This window comes from Cryptosporangium sp. NPDC051539, assembly GCF_044454545.1.
Lineage (GTDB): Bacteria > Actinomycetota > Actinomycetes > Mycobacteriales > Cryptosporangiaceae > Cryptosporangium.
This window is the reverse complement of record NZ_JBITDV010000010.1, coordinates 1-15,325: the sequence shown is the minus strand read 5'-3', so window position 1 is coordinate 15,325 and position 15,325 is coordinate 1. Positions and strand designations below refer to the sequence as shown.

14 protein-coding genes are annotated in these 15,325 nt (G+C 70.3%); 10 read left to right on the top strand and 4 right to left on the bottom strand.

Going from position 1 to position 15,325, the window contains the following annotated elements; translation table 11 throughout:
- Nucleotides 1-107: 107 nt before the first annotated feature.
- On the top strand, nucleotides 108-554 hold the full coding sequence (locus ACIBZJ_RS28480; RefSeq protein ID WP_395934896.1) for a hypothetical protein: 447 nt from the start codon (nucleotides 108-110) through the stop codon (nucleotides 552-554).
- Here the strand turns inward: ACIBZJ_RS28480 and ACIBZJ_RS28475 are convergent.
- The gene (locus ACIBZJ_RS28475; RefSeq protein WP_395935600.1) at nucleotides 548-736 is read right to left on the bottom strand and encodes a hypothetical protein; all 189 of its coding nucleotides are present in this window, start codon (nucleotides 734-736) and stop codon (nucleotides 548-550) included. The two genes, ACIBZJ_RS28480 and ACIBZJ_RS28475, sit on opposite strands and share 7 nt — an antisense overlap.
- Here ACIBZJ_RS28475 and ACIBZJ_RS28470 point away from each other — a divergent pair.
- From ACIBZJ_RS28470 to ACIBZJ_RS28455, 4 genes are read left to right on the top strand one after another with little or no spacing between them, the layout of a single operon-like run.
- A complete protein-coding gene (locus ACIBZJ_RS28470; protein WP_395934894.1) occupies nucleotides 717-1,142 on the top strand; it encodes a YciI family protein in 426 nt (141 codons plus the stop codon). The two genes, ACIBZJ_RS28475 and ACIBZJ_RS28470, sit on opposite strands and share 20 nt — an antisense overlap.
- Before the next feature lie 41 nt (nucleotides 1,143-1,183).
- A complete protein-coding gene (locus tag ACIBZJ_RS28465; protein ID WP_395934892.1) occupies nucleotides 1,184-2,422 on the top strand; it encodes an RNA polymerase sigma factor in 1,239 nt (412 codons plus the stop codon).
- A complete protein-coding gene (locus ACIBZJ_RS28460; protein WP_395934890.1) occupies nucleotides 2,419-4,386 on the top strand; it encodes a thioredoxin domain-containing protein in 1,968 nt (655 codons plus the stop codon). Before ACIBZJ_RS28465 ends, ACIBZJ_RS28460 begins: the two co-directional genes overlap by 4 nt.
- Nucleotides 4,387-4,437: 51 nt before the next feature.
- Nucleotides 4,438-6,798 carry a hypothetical protein gene (locus ACIBZJ_RS28455; protein ID WP_395934888.1) on the top strand — a complete coding sequence of 787 codons (2,361 nt, stop codon included), beginning with the start codon at nucleotides 4,438-4,440 and terminating at the stop codon, nucleotides 6,796-6,798.
- Between the two features lie 35 nt (nucleotides 6,799-6,833).
- Here ACIBZJ_RS28455 and ACIBZJ_RS28450 read toward each other — a convergent pair whose 3' ends face one another.
- Together ACIBZJ_RS28450 and ACIBZJ_RS28445 are read right to left on the bottom strand one after the other, a co-directional pair.
- Nucleotides 6,834-7,256, bottom strand: a complete 423-nt coding sequence (locus tag ACIBZJ_RS28450; protein WP_395934886.1) for a DUF6069 family protein — start codon at nucleotides 7,254-7,256, stop codon at nucleotides 6,834-6,836.
- Entirely contained in the window at nucleotides 7,253-7,990 is a 738-nt protein-coding gene (locus ACIBZJ_RS28445; RefSeq protein WP_395934884.1) for a TetR/AcrR family transcriptional regulator, read from the bottom strand. The genes ACIBZJ_RS28450 and ACIBZJ_RS28445 overlap by 4 nt, the downstream gene beginning before the upstream one ends.
- A 129-nt stretch (nucleotides 7,991-8,119) precedes the next feature.
- Between ACIBZJ_RS28445 and ACIBZJ_RS28440 the strand changes: the two genes are divergently transcribed.
- Nucleotides 8,120-8,725 carry a hypothetical protein gene (locus ACIBZJ_RS28440; RefSeq protein ID WP_395934882.1) on the top strand — a complete coding sequence of 202 codons (606 nt, stop codon included), beginning with the start codon at nucleotides 8,120-8,122 and terminating at the stop codon, nucleotides 8,723-8,725.
- Nucleotides 8,726-8,802: 77 nt separating this feature from the next.
- Here ACIBZJ_RS28440 and ACIBZJ_RS28435 read toward each other — a convergent pair whose 3' ends face one another.
- Nucleotides 8,803-9,423 carry a hemolysin III family protein gene (locus ACIBZJ_RS28435; RefSeq protein WP_395935566.1) on the bottom strand — a complete coding sequence of 207 codons (621 nt, stop codon included), beginning with the start codon at nucleotides 9,421-9,423 and terminating at the stop codon, nucleotides 8,803-8,805.
- Between the two features lie 430 nt (nucleotides 9,424-9,853).
- Between ACIBZJ_RS28435 and ACIBZJ_RS28430 the strand changes: the two genes are divergently transcribed.
- The 4 genes from ACIBZJ_RS28430 to ACIBZJ_RS28415 all read left to right on the top strand — a co-directional run bounded on the left by ACIBZJ_RS28430 (nucleotide 9,854) and on the right by ACIBZJ_RS28415 (nucleotide 15,181).
- The gene (locus ACIBZJ_RS28430; protein ID WP_395934880.1) at nucleotides 9,854-11,692 is read left to right on the top strand and encodes a phosphoenolpyruvate carboxykinase (GTP); all 1,839 of its coding nucleotides are present in this window, start codon (nucleotides 9,854-9,856) and stop codon (nucleotides 11,690-11,692) included.
- Nucleotides 11,693-11,808: 116 nt separating this feature from the next.
- Nucleotides 11,809-12,576, top strand: coding sequence for an isoprenyl transferase (locus ACIBZJ_RS28425; protein WP_395934878.1), 768 nt, complete (start codon nucleotides 11,809-11,811; stop codon nucleotides 12,574-12,576).
- A 272-nt stretch (nucleotides 12,577-12,848) separates the two neighbouring features.
- Nucleotides 12,849-14,315 carry a PhoH family protein gene (locus ACIBZJ_RS28420; RefSeq protein ID WP_395934876.1) on the top strand — a complete coding sequence of 489 codons (1,467 nt, stop codon included), beginning with the start codon at nucleotides 12,849-12,851 and terminating at the stop codon, nucleotides 14,313-14,315.
- A gap of 107 nt (nucleotides 14,316-14,422) precedes the next feature.
- Entirely contained in the window at nucleotides 14,423-15,181 is a 759-nt protein-coding gene (locus ACIBZJ_RS28415) for an SDR family oxidoreductase (protein ID WP_395934875.1), read from the top strand.
- Nucleotides 15,182-15,325 lie beyond the last annotated feature (144 nt).

Here is a 15,325-nt window from a genome sequence, read left to right as displayed (position 1 = left end):
GGCTAACTTTTCGCGAATCCGGGCCGGGATTGGGCGAGAGCGCGTCAATGCGCGTTCTTGAAGTTGGGGAACAGACCGGGTGCCATCGGAAGGGACCGGACCGGACCATGATTCTGGCGCTTCTCCTGGACTTCTCGAACATCGCCGGCGGCCTGCTGCTGGCCTCCGTGCTGCTCCAGCGGCTACCGAGGGTCGGTTCCGACCTCGGGCTGGCATCACGGGCCGCGGCCCCGTACGGCTGGATCGTCGGACTGGTCGCGCTGGTGTGCGGCGGCTACTACCTGCTCCTGCACGTCAGCGAAGGGCCGCACGTCTTCCACTTCGAACTCGTCGGCATCGCGGTCGGCGTCGCCCTGCTCTGGAGTCGCATCCGGCCGGGCCGGAAGCCGCTGCCGTCGGCGTCGGTCGCGCCCGCCGACGACGGGCACACCAACGGCGGGGGGACGGCGACCCGGACCGTGGCGGCGCCGACCGGCGCGGCACTGCTCCTCGCGGTCTTCGGGATCATCGCGGTCATCGTCGGTTTCCAGGGTCTGCTGACGCCCGACTACTGAACCGACCGGCACCCGAAGGGGTCACCGGACGAGCCACCAGCGCGGCGCGCTCGATGTCCGGCCGAAAATTTCTGAAGAATCTCGGCGACGATGTCGAAAACCGGGCCGGCCCGTTCGACGCCCAGGTGAAGCAGGGTTCCGAACGACGTGGAGATGATGACGATGCGGTTCATGGTGATCACGAAGATGACCGACGAGGCCGAGGCCGGTCAGCTGCCCAGCACCGAGGCGATGGTGGAGATGGGCCGCTACATGGAAGACCTGGTCAAGGCCGGCGTCCTGATCGCGGCCGACGGTCTGCAGCCGACGTCGAAGGGCGCGCGCGTCCGGTTCGACGGTGACGACCGCACGGTGGTCGACGGGCCGTTCGCCGAGGCGAAGGAGGTCATCGCGAGCTTCTCGATCCTCGACGTGGCCTCCAGGGAAGAGGCCATCGAGTGGGTCAAGCGCACCCCCAACGTGGTGCCCGGCCGCGTCTTCGAGGCCGAGATCCGGCAGATCTTCGAGCCCGAGGACTTCGCCGAGGTCGCCACCGACGAGGTGAAGGCGTTCGACGACAACGTCGGGGTGTTGCGTCAGCACGACTGACGCCGAGGCCGAGTGCGAAACACGGCCTAGCATTCCGGGGCATGCGGGAATCGACGCCCCAGGCGGTCGAGGCCGTGTGGCGGATCGAGGCGGCCAGGCTCATCGGGGGCCTGGCCCGCCTGGTCCGCGACGTCGGCACGGCTGAGGACCTGGCCCAGGACGCCTTGGTCGCGGCGCTCGAACAGTGGCCGGCCGAGGGCATACCCGACAATCCCGGGGCCTGGCTGATGACGATCGCCAAGCGCCGGGCGATCGACGGCATCCGGCGGGAGATCAGGCTCGAGCGGAAGGTCGCCGAACTCGGCCTCCTCCTCGAGGATCTCGAGGAGGAACACCACGACGTCGAGGACGACGTTCTCCGGCTGATGTTCACCGCCTGCCACCCCGTCCTCACGCCGCCGGCCCGGGCGGCGCTCACGCTGAAGATGCTGGCCGGGTTGCGCACGGAAGAGATCGCCCGCGCGTTCCTCGTCCCGACCCCGACGATGGCCCAGCGCATCGTCCGGGCCAAGAAGACACTGGCCGACGCGGAGGTGCCGTTCGAGGTACCGACCGGCGACGAGCTCGGCCCCCGGCTGGCGTCCGTGCTCGGCGTGGTCTACCTGCTGTTCAACGAGGGCTACTCGGCCACCGCCGGGCCCGACCTCGTCCGCCCGGCGCTGTGCGACGAGGCGATGCGGCTGGGCCGGATCCTGGCCGCCCTCGTGCCGAACGAGCCCGAGGCCCACGGGCTGATCGCGCTGATGGAGCTGCAAGCGTCCCGTCTGCGGGCCCGGACGAACGCGGCCGGCGAGATCGTGACGATGCTCGACCAGGACCGCTCCCGCTGGGACCGGCTGCTGATCCACCGTGGGCTGACCGCGCTGCACCAGGCGGAAGCGCGAGGCGGCGGCCCGTACACGCTGCAGGCGGCGATCGCCGCCTGCCATGCCCGGGCCGCGACCGCCGACGACACCGACTGGGGCCGGATCGCCGCGCTCTACGCGGTGCTGGCCCGGGTCGAGCCGTCCCCGGTGGTCGAATTGAACCGGGCCGTCGCGGTGTCGTACGCCGACGGCCCGGCGGCAGCCCTCGCGCTGGTGGACGCGCTGGCCGACGACAGCACGCTGGCCCGCTACCACCTGCTGCCCGCGGTCAGGGCCGACCTGCTGGTCAAGCTCTCCCGCCCGGACGAGGCCAGAGCCGAGTTCGAGCGGGCCGCCGCGCTGACCGACAACGACCGCGAGCGCGACCTGCTGCGCGGCCGCGCAGAGGAATGCGTGAAATCATCGAGCAGGTGAACCGGCTAGCGAGCGCTTACAGCCCGTACCTGCTGCAGCACAAAGACAACCCGGTCGACTGGTGGGAGTGGTCGGAAGAGGCGTTCGCCGAGGCCGTACGGCGTGACGTGCCGATCCTGCTGAGCGTCGGCTACGCGGCCTGCCATTGGTGTCACGTCATGGCCCACGAGTCGTTCGAGGACGACGAGACCGCCGCACTGATCAACCAGTACACGGTGCCGATCAAGGTCGACCGGGAGGAACGTCCGGACGTCGACGCGGTCTACATGGAAGCCACCCAGGCCATGACCGGTCAGGGCGGCTGGCCGATGACCGTCTTCGCCACCCCCACCGGCGAACCGTTCTTCTGCGGCACCTACTTCCCCAAGCCGGGATTCCAGCGCCTGATCGCCGCCGTCGCCGAGGCCTGGGCCACCAAGCGCGAGGACGCGATCGCCCAGGGCCGCAACGTCGTCGAGGCGCTGACCGGGGGTGCGCTCGCGCCCGGCCACCCGCTCGACGTGCACAAGCTCGACACCGCCGCGTCCACGTTCTGGCGCGACTACGACGGCGTGAACAAGGGATTCGGCGGCGCGCCGAAGTTCCCGCCGTCGATGGGGCTGGAGTTCCTGCTCCGCCAGTACGCCCGCACCGGCGATCAGAACTCCCGGACGATGGTCGCCGAGACGTGCGGGGCGATGGCCCGCGGCGGCATGTACGACCAGCTCGGCGGTGGCTTCGCCCGGTACGCGGTGGACGCGACCTGGACCGTGCCGCACTTCGAGAAGATGCTCTACGACAACGCGCTGCTGCTCCGCGTCTACCTGCACCTCTGGCGCGCGACCGGGGATCCGCTCGCCCTGCGCGTCGCTCGTGAGACGGCCGAGTTCCTGATCCGTGACCTGCGCACGCCCGAGGGCGGTTTCGCGTCCGCGCTCGATGCCGACACCGACGGGGTCGAGGGCCTCACCTACGCCTGGACGCCCGCGCAGCTGGTCGAAACGCTCGGAGACGACGACGGTCGCTGGGCCGCGACACTGCTCGGCGTCACGTCCGAAGGCACTTTCGAGCACGGGACCAGCGTCCTGCAACTGCGACAGGACCCCGACGACGCGCAACGGTGGGCCACCCTCCGCGGTCGGCTGCTGACCGCACGGGCCGCGCGGCCGCAGCCCGCGCGCGACGACAAGGTCGTCGCGGCCTGGAACGGTCTGGCGATCGCCGCGCTCGCCGAGTACGGCGAGCTCACCGACGACAACACCGCGGTGGACGCCGCCGTGCGCGCCGCCGACCTGCTGCTGAACCTGCACCTGGTCGACGAAAGGCTCCGGCGGACGTCACGGGACGGGCGGGTCGGGCCGCACGCCGGTGTCCTGGAGGACCACGGGGACGTCGCCGAAGGCCTTCTGGTCTTGCACCAGGTGACCGGGGAAGCCCGGTGGCTGGCGGCGGCGGGCGCGTTGCTGGAGACCGCGCTCACCCGGTTCGCGGACGGCAACGGTGGCTTCTACGACACCGCCGACGACGCGGAAGCGCTGATCCGCCGTCCGCAGGACCCGACCGACAACGCCACGCCGTCCGGTTCGTCGGCGGTGGCGGGTGCGTTGCTCAGCTACAGCGCGCTGACCGGTTCGATCCGCCACCGCGAGGCGGCCGAGGCCGCGCTGGAGAAGATGGCGCCGGTCGCCGAACGATTCGCCCGCTTCGCGGGCTGGGCCTGCGCGGTGGGGGAGGCCGCCGTGGCCGGACCGCTGCAGGTCGCCATCGTCGGTTCGGGTCCGGACGCGGTCGCGCTGCGCACCGTGGCCTGGCGCGGCACCGCACCCGGCACCGTGGTCGTGGCCGGTGTTCCCGACGCCGACGGCGTGCCGCTGCTGGCCGATCGGCCGCTGGTCGGCGGAGAACCGGCAGCGTACGTGTGCCGGGGGTTCGTCTGCGACCGCCCGACGACCGAGCCGTCGACGCTCGTGGACCAGTTGCGGTAGGGCCTCGCTACGATCGGCGGGACTTCGGCGGAGACAGGAGACTGGTCGTTCATGGGTGTGACCGGAACGGACGGCGACGCGGCAGTGTCCGAAACAGGGGCTCCGACCGTCGGCTTCAACCCGGGTGGCATTGCCGGGTACTACGGCGCGGCGCGATCCGGCCAGGCCACGGCACTCGTTGCGTTGAGTACGGCGCTGGCCCACCGGGGTGAGGCCGAATTCCGCAACGTCGCCGGCCGGATCGGTCTCATCGCGCGCGCGGCCGAGAAGACATCAGCGGCCTACACCGACCGCGACGGCACGGTCGTCGTCGCGGCGGGGATCGACCCGGCCGCGGTCGCCGACCGGTACGCCGCCGGGGGAGTCGAGCTGCTCGCGACGCTGCCCACGCCGTGGACCGCCGCGCTGCTCGACCCGGCGCGCGAGGCGCTCGTGCTGGTCGCCGCCGGGGCCCCGCTCTACTACGCGCCGGCCGCGGCCGGCGTCGACGGTCTGGCGTTCGCGTCCGAACCCGCCGCGCTCGTCGACGCGGGCCTGGTCGCCTCGGCGCCCGACACCGAGCGGGTCGTCGACTTCATCCTCACCGGAGGCGGTGAAGACGGCGAGGCCACGTTCTTCGCCGGGATCCGCCGTCTGCCCGCCGGTCAGGCGCTCGTCGTCGACGGCAGTGGTGCGGCGACGCGTCCGATCGACGCGGTGGTCCCGCCGATCGACGGCCTGGCCGCCGCCCGCCGGGCGTTCACCGCCACCGACCGGCCCGCGGTGCGCCTGGGCCTCGGACTGCCGGGCGCGGCGCTGGCCGCCGTGGCCGCCGGTCCCGACACGCCGCCGTCCGCGGTGTTCTCGGCCAGCTTCGCGCCGATGGACACGACCGAAGACCTGTACGTCGGTGCGGTCGGCGCGGCGATCGGCTCGACCGTCCACTCCGTCCGGGTGAACGCCGACACGCTCGCCGCCGACCTGGGCACGTTCCTGCGCGCGCAGGGCGAGCCGGTCGCCGACCTCGGCGAATACGTGCAGTACGCGGTGGCCAAGACCGCGCGCGAGGGCGGCGCCGACTCGTTGATCGACCCGATCGGCGCGATCGCCGCCTACGGCCTGACCGTCGAGGTGACCGGCAAGAAGGCGCGCCGCGAGGTGGCACCGGCCACGCTGCTGGCACCGACGCTGGCCCAGGCCCGCCCGGTTTCGGCCGACGGCCCGGCCCCGGCGCCGGTTCCGGCGGCGCGGGCGTCGGCCCGGCTGGCCGAGGCCCGCCGCTGCGCCGACCGTTCGGCCGCCCGCCTCGGCATCCGGATCGAGACCCCGTTCGCCAACCCGGTGGCCGACGCCGGCCAGGGCGGCGCGTCGCTGCGGGCCGCCCTGCCGAAGGGTGCGCCGGGTGACGTCCGGGCTTCGGCGCCGGTGCGTGACTGGTTGCTGCGCCTGAAGAACCGGATCTACGGCACGTTCCTGGCCGAGTCGTTCGTCAACCGGCCCTGGTTCCACCAGCAGAACGTCCTCGTCGCGTTCGAAGACTTCATCAAGGGCCGCAACCACGACGCGGACCTGTTCTGGCGGATCTACTGCGTCGAGATCTGGGCGCAGGAGTTCCTCGATCCGAAGCCGGAAGAGAAAGAGCCGGTCCGGATCAAGGAGCCGCTCGAGGCGAACGCGAAGAAGCAGCTCGAGATCACGGTCGACGGGGAGCGCTGGCTGCGGTTCCCGATCCGTACCGAGCTGTTCACGTCCGGAGAGGACTACACCCGCCGGATCACCGATTACGTCACCGACTTCCTCGGCCACGTCCGCGCCGACGGACACTACGTGGGCGCGTTCGACCGGCCCTGGTACCTGCTGGTGAGCGAGAAGATCATCGCGATCTCGCAGGGTCGTTCGTACTTCATCTGGGACATCGAGCCCTCGTGGTGGGCCCGCACCCTGGCGAAGTTCGTGGTGAAGACGCCGTACGGCATCGGCCTCGGCAGTCCGTGGACGATGGAGCTGGCGATCCGGGAGGCCGGCCTGCCCCGGATCTTGTTCGCCGCCGGGGTCAGCGCGGCCGGTAAGGCGGTCGGCAAACGCGGGCTGTTCTACCAGGTCGCCGGCCACTCCGTGCGGGCGATCGACGGGCCGACGGAGTACTCGGTCTACCCGGCGAACGTCTCGGCCAAGCTGGCGCCCGCGCACCCCGACCGGGTGGCGTCCAAGCTCAAGGCGACGATCTCGTCCACCCTGCGGGAATCCGGGTTCCCGCAGCCGGCCCAGACGCTGGCCGGTGTCGTCGTGATCGACGCGAACGACATCGGGCGGAACGTGCTCGGCAGTGACGCCGACCGTCCGGAGGAGTTCTACGAGAACCTGTTCGGCGACAATCCGCTGGGCCAGGGCAGCGAGCAGACGCCGCTCGCCGTCGCGGTCCGCATCGGCTGAGCCGATCGGGTCCTACAGCGGCTGAGCCGATCGGGTCACACAGCGGCTGAGCCGATCGGGTCGCGGGGCGGCTGGGTCCGGCGGGCGGTCCGCCACATCACCGGGATCAGGACCGCGGCGACGAGCACGTGCAGCAGGCCCAGGCCGATGCGCGTGCCGGTGGTCGCGTCCGACCCGGTGATCGGGGCGAAACTGAGCAGCAGCACGACCGCCGCGACGACGGCCCAGACGATCCGGGCGCGCGCGGTGATCCGCTCGAGCAGCGCGAGCAATCCCCAACCGGCGAGCCCGGCCAGCAGCGTCAGGAACACGACGGGGCCCACCCCGACGGTCAGCGCACGGCCGTTCCCGTCGACGCGGAGGTCGGCGCCGGCGATCGGGCCGACGACGATCCAACCGGCGACGGCGGCCGCGACGGCGCCGACGACCGCGAGCGCCCGGGTGGCGGCCCGGCTCACGACGGCTGCTCCAGTGCGCCGTGCAGGAACACGTCGACCACGGTCTCGACGTCGACCTCCGGGTCGTTGGGCAGCCGGCGGCGGCCCTGGCTGCTGTAGAGCAGGCTGAGCAGGATCGACGCGGCCGTCTCCGGGGTGGTGCGCAGTTGCTCGCGCTCGGGTTCGAACAGTGCCGCGACCGCCGCGACGGTCGCGTCGGTACTGGCCTGACGACCGCGCACCGGCTCGGCGCGGCCCGCGCTCCCGGGCTCGTCCCCACCCTCCGGTAGGGCCGGGCCGGTGTCGGGGCCGCCGGAAGCGAGCGCGTTGCCGATCAGCGCGGCGTGAATGCCCCCGCCGGGATCGCCGGGCGCGGGGCCGCGGCGCTGGGGCGCGCGACCGGTGGCGTGCAGGGCGCCGATGACCGCACCCATCCGTCCGAGATGGGCGGAGAGTGCATCGGCGGCCTCGACGAGCCGGGCCTCGAGCGGTTGGTCGAGCTCGATCGAACCCAGCTCGGCGAGCACGTGGTCGGGCCGGAGCGCCTCGACCACGCAGGCGTCCAGCAGCGCGGTCTTGTCGGGGAAGACCCGGAAGATCGTGCCTTCGGCGATGCCGGCCGCACGGGCGACCTGAGCGGTGGTGACGGCGGCGCCGCGTTCGGAGACCAGGGGCAGGGCCGCTTTGACGATCATCTCGCGGCGATCGTCGGGGCTGAGTGCCGACGCACGGCGTCGGGAGGAGGGAGGAGTCATGTTGGAACTATATGAGTGCGGACTCACTCATTCAAGTCTTTTCCCGGAAGCGTTGGCGATGGCGTGAAGCGGAGCTAGCTTGTAATCATGTAATCGCCCCAACGGGGTAAGTAGCCGCAGGAGGTAGTCATGCGAGGACATGGACGAGGGTTTGGACGGTCCGGCGGCTGGCAGCAGGCGGATCTCCCGCCGGCCGAGGACGCGCCGGCGTGGTTCGCCGGCCGGCTCCCGGGCGGATGGTTCACCGGCGCGCCCGACGTGCAGGTCGACCGGGACGAGATCCTGGTCGTGGGCACGCTCCCGGTGGAGCACGCCACGGACGCCACGGACGCCGACCGCGCCGGGCACGAGGCAGGCCTGATCGCCCGTTTCCGCGAAGAGACGCGCGAAGCACGGATCCGGGTCGCCCGCGAGGGTGAGCACCGCTACGGCCGCAAGGTCTCGTGGGGTGCGGCGGCCGGTGGCACCACCGAGCTCTTCACGACGCACTCGGCACCGGTGATGACCCGGCTGCGTCAGCCCGAGCGTCAGGTGCTCGACACGCTGGTCGACGCCGGGGTGGCGCGCTCCCGTTCGGACGCGCTGGCCTGGTGCGTGCGGCTCGTCGGGCGCAACGCCGACGAGTGGCTCGACCAGCTGCGGTCGGCGATGAGCGAGGTCGATCGCGTCCGCGCGGCCGGCCCGGACGCCGGAACCTCCGACCCGGACGCCGCCGGCCCCGAGTCCACCACCTGACCCGTCGAATACTTCACTTCCGAAATAATGAGGCCCGGCCCCGACCGGGGCCGGGCCTCATTCGATCTCGACAGAACTCAGGCGAACACCGCGAAGTAGATCGCGATGTGGTGGCACACCGCGGCCACGAGCGTGCAGGCGTGGAAGAACTCGTGGTGGCCGAACGTCCGGGGCCACGGGTTCGGCCAGCCGGTCGCGTAGAAGACCGCGCCCAGCGAGTAGATCACCCCGCCCACCGCGAGCAGGACCAGCGCGGTCACGCTCACGTGCCCGATTTCGGGCAGCACGAGCACCGCGACCCAGCCGAGTGCGATGTAGAGCGGGGTCCCCAGCCACTTCGGCGCCTTCGGCCACGCCATCTTCAGCGCGACGCCGAGCGCCGCGCCGCCCCACACCACCAGCAACAGCCAATCGGCGGTGGGCGGTTCGAGCAGAAAAAGGCAGAACGGCGTGTACGTCCCCGCGATGAACACGAAGATCATCGAGTGGTCGAGCCGTTTCATCGTCGCGTAGCCGCGCGGACCCCAGATCCGGCGGTGGTAGAGCGCGCTGGTGCCGAACAGCCCACAGACGGTGAAGCTGTAAATGAGGCACCCGTAGAAATACGACCAACCCGGCCGTGCGGCAGCGATGCTGCACAGCACGATTCCGCACACGGCGGCGACACCGACCGCGTACACGTGGAGCCAGCCACGCATTCGCGGCCGGCCGAGTGGGTCTCCCTTGGTACTGAGCAGGATCGGCGAGCCGTCCGCGGCCTCCATCGCCACGTCCGCGACCGTCACGCCGCCGGCCGCCAGATTCTCGGTCGTCAGTTCATCGGTGGTCACGTCATCGCTAGGCACGAATTCGAGGTTACGGCACCGTAGGTTCGGTTGGTGTAAGCCGCCGCTGAGTATTCGTCAGCGCTGATGAAACCTCGTCGTCACAGCGGCGGGTGAGCAGCGATGAAGCAGGTCACAGGCCTGGGGAACTGAATCGATGCCTATGCAAGTTCTCACAATCTGGACGGCGGTCAGCCCGTTCTGCCGGGTCTACGCTGACTGAAACATCCCGCCAAGTACCCGCCTTCGGGCGGTCCTTTGGCGTTTTCGAGGTTCGATCCACGGCCCCACCGAGGAGTGATCGATGTCAGCCCCTACCGCGATCCCTGGCCTGACCGAGGCCCCCACCACTCACGAGAAGCTGCTGGAATGGGTGCGGGAGACGGCCGAACACACCACGCCCGACCGAGTGGTCTGGGTCGATGGCTCCGAAGAGGAATGGAGCCGGCTCACCGATGAGTTGGTCGAGTCCGGCACCCTCGTCCGCCTGAACCCGGAGAAGAAGCCGAATTCGTTCTGGGCGCGGACGGATCCCTCCGACGTCGCCCGCGTCGAGGAGCGGACGTTCATCTGTTCGGTCGATCCGGCCGACGCCGGTCCGACCAACAACTGGATGGATCCGGCCGAGATGAAGTCCCTCATGTCCGACCTCTACCGGGGTTGCATGCGGGGCCGCACGATGTACGTCATCCCGTTCTGCATGGGGCCGCTGACCGCCGCCGACCCGATGTTCGGCGTCGAGATCACCGACTCCGCCTACGTCGTCACCAGCATGCGGATCATGACCCGGATGGGCTCCGACGTGCTGGAGAAGATGGGTTCCGACGCCGCGTTCGTGCCCGCACTGCACTCGATCGGGGCGCCGCTCGAGCCCGGTCAGGACGACGTGGCCTGGCCGTGCAACCCGGAGAAGTACATCGTCCAGTTCCCGGAGGAGCGGATGATCTGGAGCTACGGCTCCGGGTACGGCGGCAACTCGCTGCTCGGCAAGAAGTGCTTCTCGCTGCGGATCGCCAGCGTGATGGCCCGCGACGAGGGCTGGCTCGCCGAGCACATGCTGATCCTGAAGCTGACCGACCCCGAGGGCGACGTCAACTACATCGCGGCCGCGTTCCCGTCGGCCTGCGGCAAGACCAACCTCGCGATGCTCGAGCCGACGGTCCCGGGCTGGAAGGTCGAGGTCCTCGGCGACGACATCGCCTGGATGCGCTTCGGCGAGGACGGCCGGCTCTACGCGCTCAACCCCGAGTTCGGCTTCTTCGGCGTCGCGCCCGGCACCGGGTGGCACACCAACGCCAACGCCATGCGGACGATCGACCGCGGCAACTCGCTCTTCACCAACGTCGCATTGACCGACGACGGCGACATCTGGTGGGAGGGCATGACCGAAGAGGCACCCGCGCACCTGACGGACTGGAAGGGCCGCGACTGGACCCCGTCGTCGGAGGAGCCCTCGTCGCACCCGAACTCGCGATTCTGCACCCCGGCCGGGCAGTGCCCGATCATCGCTCCCGAGTGGGAGGACCCGAAGGGCGTCCCGATCTCGGCGATCCTCTTCGGCGGCCGTCGCAAGACGACCGTGCCGCTGGTGAGCGAGGCCCGCGACTGGAACCACGGGGTTTACCTGGGAGCCACCTTGAGCTCCGAGACCACCGCGGCCGCGGCCGGTGCGGTCGGCGTCGTCCGGCGTGACCCGATGGCGATGCTGCCGTTCATCGGCTACCACGCCGGCGACTACTTCCGGCACTGGATCGAGATGGGCAAAGGCGGCCCGACCGGCGACGCGTCGAAGCTCCCGAAGATCTACTACGTCAACTGGTTCCGCCGGGACGCCGACGGCGGCTTCCTCTGGCCGGGCTTCGGCGAGAACAGCCGCGTCCTGAAGTGGGTCATCCAGCGCCTGCAGGGCAAGGCCGACGCCGTCGACACCCCGATCGGCCACGTTCCGGCGCCGGGCTCGCTCGACGTCGATGGCCTCGACATGACGCCGGAGCAGGTCGCGGCCGCCCTCGCCGTCGACGCGGACGAGTGGCGCGCCGAGATCCCGCAGGTCACCGAGTGGTTCGAGAAGTTCGGTGACAAACTGCCGGGCGTCCTCTGGTCGGAGCTCGACGTCCTGAAGACCAAGCTCGGAGTGCAGTAGGCGTCGTTCGGCCCGGTCGGTCCCGCCGACCGGGCCGCTGCGTGTCGCCGATCGGTAGCCGATCGGTAACCACCATGTCGTTCCGAGTGCCCCTTTCCGAGGCGTACCCTGCCGGGGTGGCTGTTCGGGAAGTTCTCTATTCCCTCTACGAGCGTCGGCTACTCCGCGAGCTGATCGACAAACCGCGTCCGCGGCACGTCGGCGTGATCCTCGACGGCAACCGGCGCTGGGCCCGTGAGGCCGGATTCGACGATCCGAACGAGGGTCACCACGTCGGTGCCCGCAAGATCGAGAACGTGCTCGGGTGGTGTTCCGAGCAGGGCGTAGAGGTGGTGACGCTCTGGCTGCTCTCGACCGACAACCTGACCCGGCCGGAGAGTGAACTGGCTCCGCTGCTGCGGATCATCGAGGGTGTGGCTACCGACCTGGCCGCCGACGACCAGCCGTGGCGGCTGCGGATGGTCGGCGCGCTCGACCTGTTGCCCGCCGATACCGCGCGCGTGCTCAAGGACGCCGCCGAGCGCACGCACGGCAAGACCGGCACGTCGGTGAACATCGCGGTCGGGTACGGCGGGCGGCGCGAGATCGCCGACGCGGTGCGCTCGCTGCTGCACGAGCACGCCAGCCTCGGGACGTCGATCGAGGAACTGGCCGAGGTGCTCGACGTCGACCACATCGCCGAACACCTCTACACCAAGGGCCAGCCCGACCCCGACCTGGTGATCCGGACGTCCGGCGAGCAGCGCCTCTCCGGTTTCCTGCTCTGGCAGAGCGCGCACTCGGAGTTCTACTTCTGCGACGCGCACTGGCCCGATTTCCGGCGTACCGACTTCCTCCGGGCCCTCCGCGACTACGCGAAACGGAACCGTCGGTTCGGCGTCTGACCCGCCCGGAGACATCACCCAGTGGGCCTGTCCTGTTACGGGATGTTCACATACTGGGAGAGCAAGTCTGGGCGATAACGATCCAGAACGCGGCCGGACGGCGTAGCTTTGGTCCCGGTGGGGTTCTGTTTCCCCACCCGGGAGGCCCAGGCGTTGAAACCTTCGATCGGTTGTCTTCGTCGCGGGGCCGGCACCCGGCCCCGTGGGGCGGGTACCGGATCCGGCGAGCCAGTGGGCGCACGGGTGCGCGTCCGCGGGACTAGGAGCACCTCATGTCCGATCGTCGTACCCCAGAGACCTCTTCACTGAGCGACTTCGCTCCCACCGAGGTCATCGCGCCCGAGGGGGCCATTCCCGACGCCCAGTCCGCATCGGACACGCAGAGCCGCCCGAAATGGGCAACCCGTGAGCGGGCGCCGCGTTCGGAGGACCACCCATCCGAGCCCGACAAGGTCTACGTGCTCGACACCTCGGTTCTCCTCTCCGACCCCGGCGCGCTGGGACGGTTCGCTGAGCACGAGGTAGTGCTGCCGCTGGTCGTCATCACCGAGCTCGAAGGCAAGCGGCACCACCCGGAACTGGGCTGGTTCGCCCGCCAGACGCTGCGCATGCTCGACGACCTGCGGGTCAAGCACGGGCGGTTGGACGTTCCGGTGCCGGTGAACGACGCCGGCGGCATGCTGCGCATCGAGCTGAACCACGTCTCGACCGACAACCTGCCGATCGGCTTCCGCGCCGAGACGAACGACGCCCGGATCCTCGCGGTCGCGCTGAACCTGGCCGCCGAGGGCACCGACGTCGTCCTGGTGACCAAAGACATCCCGCTGCGGGTCAAGGCCGGTGCGGTCGGCTTGAACGCCGACGAGTACCGCGCTGAGATGATCTCGGTGGCCGAGCGGCCGTGGACCGGCATGGTCGACCTCGACATCTCCGACGAGGAGATGGCCCGCCTCTACGGCGAGGAGACGATCGACCTGGCCGGCGCCCAAGGCTTGCCGTGCCACACCGGATTGGTGCTGCACTCCGGCCGCGGCTCGGCGCTGGCTCGCGTCCGCCCCGACAAGAGCGTCCGCCTGGTGCGCGGCGACCGGGACGCGTTCGGTCTGCACGGCCGGTCGGCCGAGCAGCGGGTCGCTCTCGACCTGCTGCTCGACGACGAGGTCGGGATCGTGTCGCTCGGCGGCCGGGCCGGCACCGGAAAGTCGGCGCTGGCGCTCTGCGCCGGTCTCGAGCAGGTCATGGAGCGCCGGGCGCACAAGAAGGTGGTCGTCTTCCGTCCGCTGTACGCGGTCGGTGGCCAGGAACTCGGCTACCTGCCGGGCAGTGAGGCCGAGAAGATGAGCCCCTGGGGCCAGGCGGTCTTCGACACGCTCGGCGCGCTGGTCAGCGACGCGGTGATGGAAGAGGTGCTGGGCCGTGATCTTCTCGAGGTCCTGCCGCTGACCCACATCCGTGGCCGCTCGCTGCACGACGCGTTCGTGATCGTCGACGAGGCGCAGTCGCTGGAGCGCGGTGTGCTGCTCACGGTGCTGTCCCGGGTCGGTGCCAACTCGCGGGTGGTACTCACCCACGACGTCGCCCAGCGCGACAACCTGCGGGTCGGGCGGCACGACGGGGTCGCCGCGGTGGTGGAGACGCTGAAGGGACATCCCCTCTTCGCGCACGTGACGCTCACGCGTTCCGAGCGGTCGCCGATCGCCGCGCTCGTCACCGAGATGCTCGAGGACCTGCCGCACTGACGTCAGCACGAAATCGGGGCTATGGCACACGCCATAGCCCCGATTTGCTGCGGGTACGCGTCGGTAGGGTGACGGTCAGGCCTGACCGGTAATGAGGAGGCAAGAACGTGAGCGCAGAGCAGCGGGTAGCGATCGTGACGGGCGCGGCGCGGGGGATCGGTGCCGCCACCGCGGTCCGCCTGGCCCGGGACGGCTTCGCCGTGGGCGTCGTCGACCTGGACGCGGAGGCCTGCAAGAACACCGTCGACACGATCACGACCGCCGGCGGCCGGGCGCTCGCGGTCGGCGCCGACGTCAGCCACTCCGGCGAGGTCGAGGACGGCGTCCAGGCGGTCGTCGACGGACTGGGTGCGCCGACCGTGCTGGTCAACAACGCCGGGATCATCCGGGACAACATGCTGTTCAAGATGACCGAGAACGACTGGGACTCGGTCATGGGCGTGCACCTGCGCGGTGCGTTCCTGATGACCAAGGCCGTGCAGAAGTTCCAGGTCGAGCAGGCGTGGGGCCGGATCGTCAACCTGTCGAGCACGTCGGCGCTCGGCAACCGCGGACAGGCGAACTACTCCGCCGCCAAGGCCGGCATGCAGGGCTTCACGAAAACGCTGGCGATCGAGCTCGGCCGGTACAACGTCACCGCGAACGCGATCGCGCCGGGCTTCATCCAGACCGACATGACCGCGGCCACCGCGGAGCGCATCGGGGTCCCGTTCGACGACTTCATCAAGGCGGCGGCGTCGCAGATCCCGGTCGGGCGTCCGGGGCAGCCGGAAGACATCGCCGGGGTCGCCTCGTTCCTCGTGAGCGACGACGCGTCGTTCGTGTCCGGCCAGGTCATCTACGTGGCCGGTGGCCCACGGGCCTGAGGTCTTCCGACCGTTTTCGCCGTCGCGGGGGGGGCGCGGCCGGGGGGGGGGGGGGGGGGGGGGGGGGTGGGTGGGGGGGGTGGGTTTTTTAAAAAAACCCCAAAAAAAAAAATTTTATGTCAAAACAGGAAACCGGATGTAAGG

What these genes read in the sequence shown, in the direction of transcription:
- ACIBZJ_RS28480 (WP_395934896.1), top strand. Translation starts at nt 108, where the DNA reads ATGATTCTGGCGCTTCTCCTGGACTTCTCGAACATCGCCGGCGGCCTG.
- ACIBZJ_RS28470 (WP_395934894.1), top strand. Translation starts at nt 717, where the DNA reads ATGCGGTTCATGGTGATCACGAAGATGACCGACGAGGCCGAGGCCGGT.
- ACIBZJ_RS28465 (WP_395934892.1), top strand. Translation starts at nt 1,184, where the DNA reads ATGCGGGAATCGACGCCCCAGGCGGTCGAGGCCGTGTGGCGGATCGAG.
- ACIBZJ_RS28455 (WP_395934888.1), top strand. Translation starts at nt 4,438, where the DNA reads ATGGGTGTGACCGGAACGGACGGCGACGCGGCAGTGTCCGAAACAGGG.
- ACIBZJ_RS28445 (WP_395934884.1), bottom strand. Translation starts at nt 7,990, where the DNA reads ATGACTCCTCCCTCCTCCCGACGCCGTGCGTCGGCACTCAGCCCCGAC.
- ACIBZJ_RS28440 (WP_395934882.1), top strand. Translation starts at nt 8,120, where the DNA reads ATGCGAGGACATGGACGAGGGTTTGGACGGTCCGGCGGCTGGCAGCAG.
- ACIBZJ_RS28435 (WP_395935566.1), bottom strand. Translation starts at nt 9,423, where the DNA reads ATGCGTGGCTGGCTCCACGTGTACGCGGTCGGTGTCGCCGCCGTGTGC.
- ACIBZJ_RS28430 (WP_395934880.1), top strand. Translation starts at nt 9,854, where the DNA reads ATGTCAGCCCCTACCGCGATCCCTGGCCTGACCGAGGCCCCCACCACT.
- ACIBZJ_RS28420 (WP_395934876.1), top strand. Translation starts at nt 12,849, where the DNA reads ATGTCCGATCGTCGTACCCCAGAGACCTCTTCACTGAGCGACTTCGCT.